At 66.4% G+C, this 14,582-nt stretch carries 12 protein-coding genes; 5 read left to right on the top strand and 7 right to left on the bottom strand.

Annotation, left to right across the window (positions count from 1 at the left end):
* Positions 1-13 precede the first annotated feature (13 nt).
* From AC1DX5_RS09915 to AC1DX5_RS09905, 3 genes are read right to left on the bottom strand one after another with little or no spacing between them, the layout of a single operon-like run.
* Positions 14-892, bottom strand: a complete 879-nt coding sequence (locus tag AC1DX5_RS09915; RefSeq protein ID WP_478015166.1) for a Nif3-like dinuclear metal center hexameric protein — start codon at positions 890-892, stop codon at positions 14-16.
* Between the two features lie 6 nt (positions 893-898).
* A complete protein-coding gene (locus AC1DX5_RS09910) occupies positions 899-1,816 on the bottom strand; it encodes a Nif3-like dinuclear metal center hexameric protein (protein ID WP_478015164.1) in 918 nt (305 codons plus the stop codon).
* Entirely contained in the window at positions 1,813-3,270 is a 1,458-nt protein-coding gene (locus AC1DX5_RS09905; protein ID WP_478015162.1) for an alpha/beta hydrolase family protein, read from the bottom strand. The genes AC1DX5_RS09910 and AC1DX5_RS09905 overlap by 4 nt, the downstream gene beginning before the upstream one ends.
* Positions 3,271-3,504: 234 nt before the next feature.
* Here AC1DX5_RS09905 and AC1DX5_RS09900 point away from each other — a divergent pair, with 234 nt between their 5' ends.
* The 4 genes from AC1DX5_RS09900 to AC1DX5_RS09885 all read left to right on the top strand — a co-directional run bounded on the left by AC1DX5_RS09900 (position 3,505) and on the right by AC1DX5_RS09885 (position 8,086).
* Positions 3,505-4,770: an SGNH/GDSL hydrolase family protein gene (locus tag AC1DX5_RS09900; RefSeq protein WP_478015160.1), complete on the top strand. Its 1,266-nt coding sequence runs from the start codon at positions 3,505-3,507 to the stop codon at positions 4,768-4,770.
* A gap of 8 nt (positions 4,771-4,778) precedes the next feature.
* Positions 4,779-5,690: a polysaccharide deacetylase family protein gene (locus tag AC1DX5_RS09895; protein ID WP_478015159.1), complete on the top strand. Its 912-nt coding sequence runs from the start codon at positions 4,779-4,781 to the stop codon at positions 5,688-5,690.
* A 232-nt stretch (positions 5,691-5,922) separates the two neighbouring features.
* Positions 5,923-7,869 (top strand): sialate O-acetylesterase, encoded by a 1,947-nt coding sequence (locus AC1DX5_RS09890; protein WP_478015157.1) that lies wholly within the window; start codon positions 5,923-5,925, stop codon positions 7,867-7,869.
* 28 nt (positions 7,870-7,897) lie between these two features.
* Positions 7,898-8,086, top strand: coding sequence for a hypothetical protein (locus AC1DX5_RS09885; RefSeq protein WP_465170728.1), 189 nt, complete (start codon positions 7,898-7,900; stop codon positions 8,084-8,086).
* A gap of 21 nt (positions 8,087-8,107) precedes the next feature.
* Here the strand turns inward: AC1DX5_RS09885 and AC1DX5_RS09880 are convergent, their stop codons facing one another.
* The 4 genes from AC1DX5_RS09880 to AC1DX5_RS09865 form a co-directional block, all read right to left on the bottom strand.
* The gene (locus AC1DX5_RS09880) at positions 8,108-9,187 is read right to left on the bottom strand and encodes a sensor histidine kinase (RefSeq protein ID WP_478015155.1); all 1,080 of its coding nucleotides are present in this window, start codon (positions 9,185-9,187) and stop codon (positions 8,108-8,110) included.
* A 74-nt stretch (positions 9,188-9,261) separates the two neighbouring features.
* Positions 9,262-9,411, bottom strand: coding sequence for a lmo0937 family membrane protein (locus AC1DX5_RS09875; protein ID WP_465170726.1), 150 nt, complete (start codon positions 9,409-9,411; stop codon positions 9,262-9,264).
* Positions 9,412-9,473: 62 nt separating this feature from the next.
* Positions 9,474-11,558 (bottom strand): catalase, encoded by a 2,085-nt coding sequence (locus AC1DX5_RS09870; protein ID WP_478015153.1) that lies wholly within the window; start codon positions 11,556-11,558, stop codon positions 9,474-9,476.
* 588 nt (positions 11,559-12,146) lie between these two features.
* Positions 12,147-13,115: an SDR family oxidoreductase gene (locus tag AC1DX5_RS09865; RefSeq protein ID WP_478015151.1), complete on the bottom strand. Its 969-nt coding sequence runs from the start codon at positions 13,113-13,115 to the stop codon at positions 12,147-12,149.
* Positions 13,116-13,232: 117 nt separating this feature from the next.
* Here AC1DX5_RS09865 and AC1DX5_RS09860 point away from each other — a divergent pair, with 117 nt between their 5' ends.
* Positions 13,233-14,498: a DUF763 domain-containing protein gene (locus AC1DX5_RS09860; protein WP_478015149.1), complete on the top strand. Its 1,266-nt coding sequence runs from the start codon at positions 13,233-13,235 to the stop codon at positions 14,496-14,498.
* Positions 14,499-14,582 lie beyond the last annotated feature (84 nt).

Below are 14,582 nucleotides of genomic sequence, written 5' to 3'. Positions count from 1 at the left end.
TACCGATCGAAAATCAAACTCGCATATTGCTCCCGAACACCGGCTCATCCGGATTCCAGTAAGGCTCGACCTCGGGAATGAACGCGACCGGCACTTCGTCGATGATCGTCGTCAGCCACTCCGCGCAATAGCGCATCCCGCCCGCGACCGACTTCGCCTGGCCGAGCAGGATCAGCGCCTTTTTCCTGCCCGCTGCGATCAGGTCCTGGGCATATTCCACCGCTTCCCATTCGCGCGTGTAGCCGCACACCACCACATCGACCGCGCTGTTGAACAGGGCAATGGTCGGCAGCTGAGAGGCATTGCCCCAGCTCGTCGCGACGGTTGTCACCGGCAGCTTCGGATCGCCGACGATGCGCATGGTGCGGTCGCCGAGCTTGTCGTGAAGCTGCTGCGCCAGGCCGAGCAAGGTCGTCGGCGCCAGCTTGAACAGGTTGAGATTGGCCGGATCGGCGAGATTGCCCGACCAGCCCAGCTCCTTCGCCATGCCGGTCGCAATCCCGTCGGGCGTACGGTCGCGCCAGTGATCGTGGAAGTTGAAGATCACGAGGTTGTGCGTGCGGATGAAGTCTCGCTTGGCCTTGAACAGATCGTCGCCCTCAAGCCGGTCGAGATTGTCGCTCTCGGACCAGAAGGGTGAATCGAAGGTGACGATCAGATTGGCGCCCTTGGCCGCCGCGGCCCTCAGGCAATCGAACGTCGCCATGGCGGTGGTGGCGATGCCGGTGACGGCGGTAGTCGGGTCGCCCGCGACGATCCGGTCGACCGTCTGCGGCCGGCCCGGCGCGCCGGACTTGGCGATGATGCGGTCGACCAGTTGCAGCGCGGTCACCGGTCCGGTGTGGAGCGGGGGGCGGGCAGGGGCGGCGGGTCGGGCGGTGGCTYGAGTCATGGCGCTTCAGATCCTCGTATCGATCTCGAACACCGGGCGGCGCACGTTCCAATAGGGCTCGATGATCGGCACGAACCTGACCGGCACTTCCTTCACGAACCCGCCGAGCCATTCGGCACAGGCCTTCATGCCCCATTGCTCCGACTTCACATGGCCGAGCACGATCAGCGCCTTTTTCCGGCCCGACGATACCAGGTCCTGGGCATAGGCGATCAGGTCCCAGTCCTGCGTCTCGCCGATCACCAGCACGTCCGCCTCGCTGTTGAGGAAGTTGATGCCGGGAAAGGCGCTGCAATTGCCCCAGCTTTCATAGACGATCGACACCGGCAGCGCCGGATCGCCGATCACCCGGATGGTGTTCGCGCCCATGTGTTTCTGGAAATCCTTCGACAGTGCGAGCAGGCTCGTTTTCGGAATGGTGAACAGCCGCTGGTTGTCGGCATGCATGAACTTGGTCCAGCCCATCAGCTGCATCGTGCCGAGATTGATCCCGTCGACCGGGCGCAGCGCATGCCAGTGATCGTGCAGATGGTACGACACCAGATTGTGCGTCTTGGTATAGGCCAGCTTGGTCCGGTACAGCGGATCGTCCTCGATCCCGCTCAGCCGGTCCTGATGCGAAAACCAGGTCGATTCATGCGTGATGATCATGTTGAGGCCTTGGCGCGCCGCCGCCTTCATCGCGTCGAACGTTGCCATCATCGTGGTGGCGATGCCGGTCACGACCGTGTCGGGCCCGCCGGCCTTGAAGCCGTCCACCCCGCCGTCACGCCACGGACCGCCGATCTGCAGCTTCATCCGCTCGATCACCTCGCCGGCGGTAAGCTTGCCCGCGGCGAGGGCAGGGCCGGCGCTCGCGGTCAGCGCCGCACCCGCGCCCAGCGCGAGCACGCCGCGGCGCGACAAGTCGAGCTCGCGCATCATTTGAGTTCCTTCTGCGCGAACTGGATGAAATAGTGCCAGTTGGGGTTGGGCGTATGGCCCCAGGGATGCTGGCGGAACGCAACGTCTCCGCTGTCGATCAGCGTCTCGACCTTGGGGAAGGTCGAGGTGCCGATGCCCTTCCTGCCCAGCACTTCCCAGGCCGGGCTGGCTGCGACCGCCGCCATGAACATGCCCTGCGCGTCCTGCCACGCATCGCCCGGAATGGCGCAGGGCGGATCCATGATCAGCCCGCCGCCGCCGATGAAGATCGGGCGCGGCGCGACCAGGGCGACGAACTCATGCGCGTCGACCGGCATCTCGTCGGCGGTGTGGCCGACCGCGGCATATTTCAGGAAATTGCCCGCCATCCAGTGGAATTCGTTCGGCGCCGCGACATTCTCCAGCGCCTCGCCATAATTGCGCCGGTACAAATTCGCGCCGCCCGCGCCCGAGGAGGAGATGAAACCGATCGCGAAGCGCGGATCGTCGACCAGCGCCACCAAAGCCGCCTTGCCGCCGCGCGAATGGCCCATCACGCCGACCTTGCTGCCGTCGACATCGGGGTCGGTCAGCAGATAGTCCATCGTCCGGCTGGCGCCCCAAGCCCAGGCACGCAGCACGCCCCAATCGTCCATCGATCGCGGCTGGCCCTTGTTGACCAGGCCGATGATGCCCTTGGTCAGGCCGGCCCCGTTGTCCGCCTGCACCGCATTATTGTCGACCGAGACGAAGCCCCAGCCTTTCTCGAGCAACTGCTTGCCCGAGGAATCGACCACCGGGCCGCTCAGCATGCACATGCCGGTGGTGGCGCGGGTCGGCGGGGCGAGCGGCATCGGCCGTGGGCGCAGCGATCCGCCGCCGATGATCACCGGCACTTTCCTGCCCTTGGCGGAGGCGGGGGTGACGATGTCGGCCGCGATCTCGACGCTGATCGCCGGATAGGCCGCATTGTCGACATGGCCGACGACATGCTTGACGATCACGGGGATGCCCTCGAAATCCTGCTCCGCCGTGCTGGCAATGGTCCAGGTCACCTTGGGCAGACGCGCCGGATATTTGCCGTAGACCTGCGTGTCGAACAGCGCCTTGATCTCGTCGCGGCGCTTCGCCCATCCCGCCGGCGTCGTCACCCTGGTCCCATCGCGCAGCGTCATCAGCGGCGGCAGGTTCGGATAGGGATTGGCCTTGGCCTCGTCGTAATTGGCGAAGTCCGGCCGGCCGGGGATCACCGCGTTTTTCGGAATGCGCAACGCCGTGATGCCCTGCGCCTTCATCTCGCGCACCAGCTCGACGGTCGAGGCATCGAGCACCGCCTGCGCCTCGGGCGATCGCGGCCGCGCGGCGGAGTCGCTCGGAATCACTGGCGTCACGACGTCCTGGCCCGCGGCCGTGGCGACGCCGCCGGCCGCCATGGCACTCAGCAGCACACCGCACAACAAAGGCGATTTCTTCATGCTTCCTCTCCCCGACTCGGACATATCCGATATTCTATATGATTCTTGGCGCGGTTATCCCGCTGTCCGGGGTCGCTGGCAAGGGGCAGGTGAGCCCGATCATTTCTGTCGCGAAATGCCCGATTCGGGCCAGTTGGAGTCGCGGATAACGCCCGCTATGGTACCGCTATCGCGGCACCGGCCGAGGGTAGGGAATGACCGTCACAAGGCGGCGAAACGATAAAAAAGGAGAAGATGGTGAGAAGCTTCCGTCCCTATCTGTCCCTCGCCGCATTGGCGCTGGTGTGTCAGCCGATCGCCGCCACCGCCCAGTCGAAGGTCTGGACGAGGAGCTGGCAGGCTGTGCCGATGGAGCGGCCCGGCCAACGTCCCCCGCCGCCAGTGCAGCCGGGCCAGCCCACGCCGCCACCGCCCCAGCCGCAACAAGGCCCCGCCGCCCCCATTTCGGACGTCACCTATCGCATGGTCGCGCATCTCTCGGCCGGCGGCTCGACCCTGCGTCTGCGCCTGTCCAACGAGACGGCCACTGAACCGCGTCCGATCGGCGCCGTCCATGTCGGGCTCGCCGGCCCCAATGGTGAGGTCGTCCCCGGCAGCGACCGAATCGTCACCTTCGACGGCGACGCCTCGCCCGTCATCCCGGCCGGCGCCCCCATGGTCAGCGACCCCGTCGCGCTCAAGACCGACCCGCTCGCCAATGTCGTAGTTAGCATCCATGTGCCCGGCGACACGACCTCGCTCAGCGTCCACGCCCTGGGCGTCGCGACTACGCAGATCGCCCCGGGCGACCAGACCGCCGCCGCCAGCTTCCCGCCCGGCGGCCCCACCAACACGATGCGTGTCATCCTCACCGGCATCGACGTCTCGGGCGGCCCCGCCACCGCGACCATCGTCACCATCGGCGATTCGATCACGGACGGCGCGCAATCGAGCCGCGACACCAATAATCGCTGGCCCGATATCCTGGCCGCTCGGCTGGCCAAGGCAGGCAAGACCGGCTTCGCGGTCGCCAATGCCGGCATTTCGGGCAATCGCCTGCTCGCCACCGGCGCAGGCCCGGCCGCGCTCGCCCGCTTCGACCGCGACGTGCTGTCGGTGCCCGGCGTGCGCTATGTCGTGATCCTCGAAGGCATCAACGACATCGGCAGCGCGACCCGCGCCAAGACCGCGCTGCCCAGCGTCGCCGACATCACCGGCGCCTACCGCCAGATGATCGCCCGCGCGCATGATCGCGGCGTGAAGGTGATCGGCGCGACCATCCTGCCGTACAAGGGCGCCGGCTATTACGGACCGGAGGGCGATGCCGTGCGCACCGCGGTCAATGCCTGGATCCGCACGCCCGGCAATGTCGACGGCGTGATCGATTTCGACAAGGCCATCGCCGACCCGGCCGATCCGCTGCGCATGGCCAAGGCCTATGACAGCGGCGACGCGCTGCATCCCGGCGATGCCGGCTACCGCGCGATGGGTGAGTCCATCGACCTCGCCCTGTTCCGCTGATCCGGAGAATGACGATGCTGCGCAGCATGATGATCGCCGCCACCCTGACGATCGCGGCAAGCGGAACCGCGACCGCGCAGGAGATCGCTTTCACCTGGGACGATCTTCCCTCGCACAGCGCGCTGCCCGAGGGCACGACGCGGGTCGAGATCGGCGACAAGATCATCGCCGCGTGGAAGGCGGCGAAACTCCCGCCGGTCTATGGCTTCGTCAACGGCGTGCGCACCGAGGAGGAGCCGGCCTCGACCGCGATGCTCGACCACTGGCGCGCCGCCGGCCTGCCGCTCGGCAACCATGCCTGGTCGCATATGAACCTCGCGACGCACACCGCTGCCGAGTTCGAGCAGGACGTGATCAGGGGCGAAGGCGTCGTCGCCGACCGGATGAAGGGCCAGAACTGGCACTGGTTCCGCTATCCCAACCTCTCGGAAGGCGACACGCCGGAGAAGAAGGCGGCGGTGCGCAAGCTGCTCGCCGATCGCGGCTACCGCATTGCCGGCGTCACGATGAGCTTCGGCGATTATATGTGGAACGCGCCCTATGCCCGCTGCGTCGCGAAGAAGGACGCGCACGCGATCGCCTGGCTGAAGAAGAGCTATCTCGACGCGGCGGACGAGAGCATCACTTATGGCCGCGGCGTCTTCAAATCGCTGCTCGGCCGCGACATCCCCTATGTCCTGCTGATGCATGTCGGCGGGTTGGATGCGGAGATGCTGCCGCAACTTCTCGACCTCTACAAGAGCCGCGGCTTCAAGTTCGTCACGCTGGAAGAGGCGCAGCGCGATCCCTGGTACAAGGGCTATATGGACCCACGCGAACCCGACGCCCCGGGCCGCCCGGAATCCCAGCTCCAGGCAAAAGGCCTGCCGGTACCCGAGCGCCACAATTACGGCCCGGAGCTGGAAAAGATCTGCGCCTAGTTCCTCCCCGGAACGGGGAGGGGGACCATTCGCTTCTTCAGCGAATGGTGGAGGGGCTTGGAGCGCGTAACATCTGCCCCGCACGCCAGCCCCTCCACCCCGCGCTGAAGAAGCGCGCGGTCCCCCTCCCCGAGCAAGCTCGGGGAGGAATGAGGAGTCACTGGACAACCCCCTCAAACACTGCTCCTATATCCTATACGATCCGCGCGAGAGCGGACGGGGGAGAGCGACGATGAAGGGCCCATTCCGCGCATTGATCCTGGCCAGCCTCGGCCTCGCGACACCCGCCATCGCAGCCGAAACCCCGCTCCTCCACACGATGTTCCAGGACCACGCCGTCCTCCAGCGCGACAGGCCGATCCCGGTCTATGGCCAGGCCGCGCCGAACACGACCGTCACCGTCAAACTCGGCACCGCCACCGCCACCGCCAAGGCCGACAAGGCCGGCCAATGGCGCACCACGCTCCCGGCGCTCCCCTCCGGCGGCCCCTACATTCTGGAGGCGCGCAACGGCGCCGCAACCCAGTCCGTCCAGGACGTGCTGCTCGGCGACGTCTTCCTCTGCACCGGCCAGTCCAACATGCAGCTCGCGGTCCGCGCCGCGGGCAATGCGGCGTTCGAGATGCGCGCCGCGACCGACGGCCAGATCCGCCAGCTCGGCATCGCGACGAAGGACAGCCTGACCCCGCTTTCCACCTTCGCCACGCCCGTGTCCTGGACGGTCGGTTCCCCCGACACGGTCGGCAATTTCTCGGCGAGCTGCTATTATTTCGCCCGCGAGATCAAAAAGACCACCAACGCCCCGGTCGGCCTCGTCGTCTCCGCCTGGGGCGGCAGCCGGGTGCGCGACTGGGTAAGCGAGCCGAATCTGCGCAGGCTCGGCCAGTACAACGCCGATCTCGACATGCTCGCGCTCTACCGCACCGACCCCCAGGCCGCGCAGCGCCGCTGGGACGCAAGCTGGGAAAGTTGGTGGAAAGCGAACGGTGCCGCAGCCGCCAGGGGCAATCCCTGGGAGCCCGCCTATCCCGTCACCGACTGGAAAACCGCCCCTGCCGCGCTCGGCCCCTGGGCGCTGTGGACCGGCAATTCGCCCGACGGTTTCGTCGGTCAGATGTGGTTGCGCACCAGCGTCGATCTCACCGCGGCGCAGGCAGCGCAAGCCGCGACGCTCGATCTCGGCTCGGTCAATGAGGAGGACCAGAGCTGGATCAACGGCAAGGGCGTCGGCGGCACCAGCTGGTCGAAACAGGCGCTGCACGAGATCCCTGCGGGCGTGCTTCATGCGGGCGCCAACATCATCGTCACCAACATCTTCTGCAGCTGGCGCAATTGCGGGATGAGCGGCCAGGCCGAGACGCGCGCGATCCGCCTGAAGGACGGCACCGCCGTGCCGCTGTCCAGTCCATGGCGCTATGCGGAAGTGCCGAACGGCCTCATCGCGCCGCAGCTTCCCTGGGGCCCGACGCACGGCGTCACCCAGCTCTATAACGGCATGATCGCCCCGATCGGCGGCTACGGGTTCAAGGCCGCGATCTGGTATCAGGGCGAATCCGACATCTATTTCAGCAGCCGGTATCAGGCGACGCTGGCGGCGATGATGGGCGACTGGCGCGGCCGCTTCGGCGCGGACTTGCCGTTCCTCATCGTGCAAATCCCCAATTACGGCCCGCGCCCGACCGCGCCGGTGGAATCGGTCTGGTCCGAAGTCCGCGAGGCGCAGCGCCGCGCGGCGATGGCGGATGCGAAGGCCGCCTCGATCGTCACCGTCGATATCGGCGACGCGACCAATCTCCACCCCTCGAACAAGCAGGACATCGGCCGCCGCCTTGCCATCGCCGCGCGCCATATCGTCTATGGCGATGCGATCCCGCCCGCCGGCGCGGTGCCGGGCACGGCATGGCCCACGGCCGATGGCGTCGTCATCCCGTTCGGCCAGATCACCGGCACGCTGGGGGCCTGGAGCGGCCAGCCCAACGCGTTCGAACTATGCGGCCCGGCGGCCGGATCGTGCCGCTACGCCGACGCCCGCATCGACGGCACGACCGTGGTGGTGAAGGCTGATGCCATGGATGCGACGCGTATCCGCTATTGCTGGGGCGACAGCCCGACCTGTACCCTCACCGACACGAGCGGTCTGCCGGTCACGCCGTTCGAGCTGGCGATCCCGCCGCGCTGAGCGCCGGGACGGGGCAGGGGGAAGGTTGATGTGGTTCTGGTTTCTCGGGCTGCCGGTGGTGGCGGTCTATTGCATCTGCCAGGCCGTCCGCGATTTCCGTCGCGGCGAGCGCGCAATGGGCTTGCTCGGCGCGGTCTGCGCCGGTCTCATCCTGCTCATGCCGATCAAGACTCATGCGGTGAAGGTCACCTTGCCGATCGGCACGCACGCCCGCTGAGCCGACAGGACGCGCCCCGTCTCAATCCTCTTTCGGCGCGGCATCGGCCCGCGCGAAAAAGATCGTGACGCGCATGCCCGTATCGGGCGCGGATTCCACCTCGACCCGCGCTTTCGCATTCTGCCGCAACGACTGGACGATCAGCGCGCCCAGCTTACCCTTCTTGGGCCAGCTGACCCCGTCCGCCAGCCCGATCCCGTCATCGGCGACGACGACGCGGCACCCGTCATCGTCGACGATGCTGTGCAAGGTGATCGTGCCGCCCTCACGCCCGGCAAAGGCATGTTTCAGCGCATTGGTCAGCAGCTCGTTGACGACCAGCCCGGCCGGCATCGCGACATTGACCGACACCGGCCAGGTATCGACCTTCAGGTCGAGCCGGATGCCCTCGACCGCGTGCGCGCGCATCACCGACGAGGCGATCTCGCTGAGATAGATGCCGAGATCGACGCTCTCGCTCACCCCTTCGTCGGACAGTGAGCGATACAGGAGCGCCAGCGCATCGATTCGCCCGGCCAGCCGGTCGAAACGCTGCTCGGTCGCATTGTCCGGCAGGTTGCGCGCTTCCAGCCGGATCAGCGCGGTGATCATCTGGAGGTTGTTCTTCACCCGGTGCTGCAGCTCGCGCAGCAACGTGTCGCTCGTCTGGAGTTTCTGCTCGAGCTCATTCTCGTCGCTGCGCTGGCCGATCTCGGCAAGCGCGACGAGGCGGAACAGCGGCGATCCGTCCTCGTCCTGGATCACGTTCGACCAGGCATCGACCGTTCGCTCCCCGCCGTCATGCGCGATGGTGAAGCTGCCGATATGCTCGTCGCCGCCGGTCGCGGCTTCGCTCAGCGCGCGCCCGTCCGCTGCGGTCGCGCTGCCCGGCAGCGCCTCCCAGCTTTTCCCCTGCAACCAGCCCGCCGACTGCCCGGTCAGCCGCTCGAACTCGAGATTGGCATAGGTGATGCGCTCGACATTGCCCAGCTCGGCGACCGCGATCGCCACCGGCATATGGTCGAGGAACTGCTTGAACCGGTCGCTTTCCAGCGCATCGGCAAGGATGGGCGACTCGAGCAATTGCTCGACCTGCCGCGCATTGTCGCCATTGTCACTCATGATAACGCGCCATTCCCGATTAGCTGGAGCGCGTGCGCTACCAGATAATCGGGCGTCGCGTCGAAAAGACTTGCCTATACCGTGCGGCGGCCAGTCACGAAGTGAAGGATGATCATCACCACCGCGATGACCAGCAGCAGATGGATCAGCCCGCCCGCGACATGAAAGGCAAAGAAGCCGAGCAGCCAGAGCACCACCAGGATTGCGGCAATAGTTCCCAACATCATACTATCCTTTTCGTTGAACCCGCGAAACGACTTGGAAGGCCTTGTGGTTCCGCCGTCGATCAGGCGAGCGTGCGCACGCCCGGCTCGCGGTCCCAGAAACGCTTCGCCGCCGCCGCGGTGAAGCCCTTGTCCGCCGGCACCACGCCCTCGTCCGGCACCACCCCGGCCTTGTCGAGCAGCGGCTGGGCTTCGGGCGAATGGCCGATCGCCTTGAGATGACCGAACGCATCCATCGCGAACTGCACCGCCGCCGCTTCCTTCAGCAACGCCGCGCAGCCTTCCTCCGACAGGATGATCGCCACCGCATCGGCCAGTACCGAGGGATAGCCGGCGAGCTGCGCATCGGCCTTGAGCAGCTTGCCGTCGGACAGCTTGGCCCCGCCGACCTTGGGGGCGACGATCACCGCGCGGGCGCCCGCGCCGGTGATGGCGTCGACCATGCTCGCAACGGCCTTGGCGTCCGATCCGTCGGCGATCAGCACCGCGATCGACCGGCCCTTGATGTCGGCGGGCGCGCGCGGCCCCTCGACGATGCGCAACGCGGGCGAGGGATCGAGATCCTGCGGCGCCACCGCCGCTTTCGACGCCTTGGGCAGGGGCATGTTGAGCCCGTCCGCGACGCGCTTGGCCAGGTCCGGATCGACATTGACCAGGTTCGACATCATCCGCACCCGGACATGCTCCAGCCCGACCTTCGACAGCTCGAATACCAGCGCCGACGCCAGATGCGCCTGTTCCGGCGCGGCGAGCGAGCGGAAGAACAATCGCGCCTGGCTGTAATGATCGGCAAAGCTCTCGGGCCGGATGCGCAGCTTGTCGCCCTGCTCGTCCGGGCCGTCGGCCGCGGGGAAGCTGGTGAAGCCCGTCATCGGGCATTCGCGCGGGCCGCCATCCTCGCCCGCTTCGGACAGGCTGTTCGGCTCGTAATTCGCGCGGCCCTTGGGGATCGCCATCTGCATGTGCCCGTCGCGCTGGAAATTCATCACCGGGCATTTCGGCGCGTTGATCGGCAGCTGGTGGAAATTGGTCGAGCCGAGCCGCTTCAGCTGCGTGTCGAGATAGGAAAAGAGCCGCCCCTGGAGCAGGGGATCGTTGGTGAAGTCCACGCCCGGCACCACGTTCGCCGGGCAATAGGCGACCTGTTCGGTCTCGGCGAAGAAATTGTCCGGATAGCGATCGAGCACCATCCGCCCGATGATGCGCACCGGCAATATTTCCTCGGGGATGATCTTGGTCGGGTCGAGCACGTCGAACGGCAGGCTGTCGGCGAATTTCTGGTCGAACGCCTGGATACCGAGCTCCCATTCGGGGAAGTCGCCCCGGTCGATCGCTTCGAACAGGTCGCGCCGGTGGAAATCGGGGTCTGCGCCGGCGATCTTCACCGCTTCGTCCCAGCAGGTCGATTGCACGCCCTGTTTCGGTTTCCAGTGGAACTTCACGAACGTCGACTTGCCCTTGGCGTTGACCAGCCGGAAGGTGTGGATGCCGAACCCCTCCATCGTGCGCAGCGACCGCGGGATGGTCCGGTCGGACATCGCCCACATCACCATGTGCGTCGATTCCGGCATCAGGCTGATGAAGTCCCAGAAGGTGTCGTGCGCGCTGGCCGCCTGGGGATAGCCGGTCTGCGCCTCCATCTTCACCGAATGGATCAGGTCGGGAAATTTGATCGCGTCCTGGATGAAGAACACCGGGATATTGTTGCCGACCAGATCCCAATTGCCCTCCTTGGTGTAGAATTTTACCGCAAAGCCGCGCACGTCGCGCGGCGTGTCGACCGATCCGGCGCCGCCCGCCACGGTGGAGAAGCGCGTGAACAGCGGCGTGCGCTCGCCCGCGCGCTGGAACAGGTCGGCCTTGGTGATGTCGGCCAGGCTCTCATAGCATTCGAAGAAGCCGTGCGCCGCCGAGCCGCGCGCATGGACGATCCGCTCCGGGATGCGCTCATGGTCGAAATGGAAGATCTTCTCGCGAAGGACGAAATCCTCCAGCAGCACGGGGCCGCGCGGGCCGGATTTCAGCTGGTTCTGGTTGTCCGAGACGCGGATGCCCTGGTTGGTGGTCAGGCCGTTCTCCGCCTCGTTCGACACCGTCTGGTGGGTTTCGCCGCCATTGCCCGATGTCACGCCGCTTTTCGTCGCCATTGTCCGCTCCCGTCACTGTTCGCGGGGTCAACTGCAGGGCGACGGGAAAGGTCCGCGCGATCGGCGCGACTTGCTTTTGATCAACACGATTCTTCGACCCGAGCGGGATTACCGGCGACCGTCCCGCCGCTGGATGATCGCGCGCCCGCTATCGGGCCCGGGCTTCAGGTGTCAGCGCCACGACGGTGATATGTACCGGGAAACGTCGCGGTCGCAATGGCAACGGCCGCGGCGTTCGATTCAACCGGCTCCCGCCGCGTCCTATGCTGCGGTCGTCGTCGGCCCATGCCGCCGCACCGGAGCCGTCACGCCATGCCCTTATCCGATGACGAGGTGACAAATAACATCAGGAATACCGCAAATACTCCTGATCAATTCTCGAAAATGCGCAGGAAAAACGGTAATATTCATGTCGATCGAATTCGCGGCGCTCTTCCCGGAAATACGACTGAGCGGGGCATGGATAGCCTGGGCGCCATCCGTCGCCACAGTAACGCGCCGAAAATTCGGGGTCGACGTTGGCTGGCGAAAATCCCGCTTTACTGTCCGTTTTTCCGCAGGTTCCAACAGAATTACTTGGGCTGCGGATCACCCGCCGCCATAGCCCCCGATGATCGGCAATATCTCCCCCGTGATGTAGCTGGAGCATTGCGGCGAGGCGAGGAAGACATAGGCCGGGGCGATCTCCTCGGGCTGGGCCGGGCGCTTCATCGGCGTSTYGGCGCCGAAGGTCGCGACGTCGGGCGCTTCCTTGTCCGATGGGTTGAGCGGGGTCCAGACCGGCCCCGGCGCGACCGCGTTCACCCTGATGCCCTGCGGGATCAGGTGCGTCGCCAGGCTGCGGGTAAAGGCATGGATGCCGCCCTTGGTCATCGAATAATCGAGCAGATCCTTGTTGCCCATGATGCCGGTGACCGAGCCCGTGTTCACGATCGCACCGCCCGGCTTCATCTTCGCGACCGCTGCCTGCGCCATGAAGAAATAGCCGTAGAGATTGGTCTTCAGCGTCTGGTCGAAATGCTCGGCCGTCAGGTCGGCAAAGCTGGAATGGACCTGGAAGGCGGCGTTGTTGACGAGGATGTCGAGCCGCCCGAACGCCTTCGCCACCTCTTTCACCGCGGCCTTGCAGAATGCCTGGTCGCGCACGTCGCCCGCGATGACCATGGCGCGCCGGCCTTCCTGCTCGACCGCCTTTTTGGTGACCTGCGCATCCTCGTCCTCGTCGAGATGCAGGATCGCGACATCGGCGCCCTCGCGCGCGAACAGGATCGCGACCGAGCGGCCGATCCCCGAATCCCCGCCGGTGACGATCGCCGCCAGGCCCTCCAGCTTGCCCGATCCCTTGTAGAAAGGCGCATCGTACATCGGCGCCGGATCGAGTTTCGATTCCTTGCCCGGTTTCAGTTGATGCTGTTGCGGCAGCGGTGGCTCGGGATATTTTCGCGCCCCCGCCTGCATCGCGCCGCCCTTCTTTTTCGGCTTCTTGTCGGCTTTAGCCACCTGCGCCTGGATCGCGCGCTGCTCGGCGACGGTCTTTTTCGGGTTCGATTTCGCCATGGTCATCCTCGCCGGTTGAGGCGACCTCAATGCATGGGGGCGAGGGACCGTTCCCCCGTTCGTTGTGGCCAGCGCCGCGATCGCCTGCTAGCATGTTCCCAGTTCGTTCCAGAGGTGATGATGGTCAATCGCGCCGGCAGTGCCGATCTTCCCCTGCATGGCGGCCATGTGCCGCCATGGCTGAGCGCGCGCATGGCGAGCCTCGGCGCGGTCATGGCGCAGGCGATCGTGCATCATTACGGGCGGGACGAGCTGCTGCGCCGGCTTGCGCACCCCTTCTGGTTCCAGAGCTTCGGCGCGGTGATGGGCATGGACTGGCATTCCTCGGGCATCACCACCAGCGTCATCGGCGCGCTGAAACGCGGCCTCGCGCCGCTGTCGAGCGAGCTCGGCCTTCATGTCTGCGGCGGTCGCGGCAAACAGTCGCGCCGCACGCCCGGCGAACTGGTCGCCATCGGTGACCGGGTCGGGCTCGACGGCGCCGGCCTCGCGCGCACCAGCCGGCTCGTCGCCAAGGTCGACAGTGCCGCGGTGCAGGATGGGTTCGATCTCTATCTCCACGGCTTCATTATCGCCGATGACGGGCAATGGGTCGTGGTGCAGCAGGGCATGAACGGCGATCTGCGCCAGGCCCGGCGCTACCATTGGTCGTCCGAGGGGCTGGGCAGTTTCGTCGACGCGCCGCACGCCGCGATCGAGGGCAGGGGCGGCGGCGAGATCGTCAACCTCACCGATCGCCGCGCCGCCGCGTCTCGCGACGCGCAACTCGACCTGCTCCGCGATCTCGGCCCCGACCGCATCGCCCGCGAGGCCGCCGCGCTCGAACCGGTCAAGCCCGCCGCGCCGTCCGACCAGCCGATGCTCCCGCACCTGGTCCTGCCCGGCCATCACGACGTGCGCCCGTCCGACGTGATGATCCGCCGCCTCCACGGCACGCTCGCCGCCGCGGCGGAGAATGGCCCGGCCGATTTTCCCGAACTGCTGCTCGTCCCCGGCGTCGGCGCGCGCACGGTGCGCTCGCTGGCGATGGTGGCGGAAGTGATCCACGGCGCGCCCTGCCGCTTCGCCGATCCCGCCCGCTTCTCGCTCGCGCATGGCGGCAAGGATCGCCATCCCTATCCCGTGCCGATCAAGGTCTTCGACCGGACCATCGCGGTGATGAAGCAGGCGGTCGGCAAGGCGAAGCTCGGCAATGACGAAAAGCTCGCCGCGATCCAGCGCCTCGACGCCCAGGCCCGCGCCATGGAACGCCACGCGACCGGCCCGACCCTGCCCGAGTTCGTCGCGGAGGAATGCCGCAATTCGCACGACTATGGCGGCCGCAGCGTGTTCGGCTGGGAGCCGGAGGTTGCCGACGCCGAAAAGGCTGCACGGAGCCTTTAGAAGCGCAGTTAGCCCAAGACAGACGTCAGTCGTCATTCGAGCAAAGAACCTTGTGTCCCCGCGAAGGCGGGGACCCAGCCTGGG

This window comes from Sphingomonas sp. P2_B6, assembly GCF_056404755.1.
This window is presented reverse-complemented; position numbering and strand designations above follow the sequence as displayed.

What these genes read in the sequence shown, in the direction of transcription:
- AC1DX5_RS09910 (WP_478015164.1), bottom strand. Translation starts at nt 1,816, where the DNA reads ATGATGCGCGAGCTCGACTTGTCGCGCCGCGGCGTGCTCGCGCTGGGC.
- AC1DX5_RS09905 (WP_478015162.1), bottom strand. Translation starts at nt 3,270, where the DNA reads ATGAAGAAATCGCCTTTGTTGTGCGGTGTGCTGCTGAGTGCCATGGCG.
- AC1DX5_RS09900 (WP_478015160.1), top strand. Translation starts at nt 3,505, where the DNA reads ATGGTGAGAAGCTTCCGTCCCTATCTGTCCCTCGCCGCATTGGCGCTG.
- AC1DX5_RS09895 (WP_478015159.1), top strand. Translation starts at nt 4,779, where the DNA reads ATGACGATGCTGCGCAGCATGATGATCGCCGCCACCCTGACGATCGCG.
- AC1DX5_RS09890 (WP_478015157.1), top strand. Translation starts at nt 5,923, where the DNA reads ATGAAGGGCCCATTCCGCGCATTGATCCTGGCCAGCCTCGGCCTCGCG.
- AC1DX5_RS09885 (WP_465170728.1), top strand. Translation starts at nt 7,898, where the DNA reads ATGTGGTTCTGGTTTCTCGGGCTGCCGGTGGTGGCGGTCTATTGCATC.
- AC1DX5_RS09880 (WP_478015155.1), bottom strand. Translation starts at nt 9,187, where the DNA reads ATGAGTGACAATGGCGACAATGCGCGGCAGGTCGAGCAATTGCTCGAG.
- AC1DX5_RS09875 (WP_465170726.1), bottom strand. Translation starts at nt 9,411, where the DNA reads ATGTTGGGAACTATTGCCGCAATCCTGGTGGTGCTCTGGCTGCTCGGC.
- AC1DX5_RS09870 (WP_478015153.1), bottom strand. Translation starts at nt 11,558, where the DNA reads ATGGCGACGAAAAGCGGCGTGACATCGGGCAATGGCGGCGAAACCCAC.
- AC1DX5_RS09860 (WP_478015149.1), top strand. Translation starts at nt 13,233, where the DNA reads ATGATGGTCAATCGCGCCGGCAGTGCCGATCTTCCCCTGCATGGCGGC.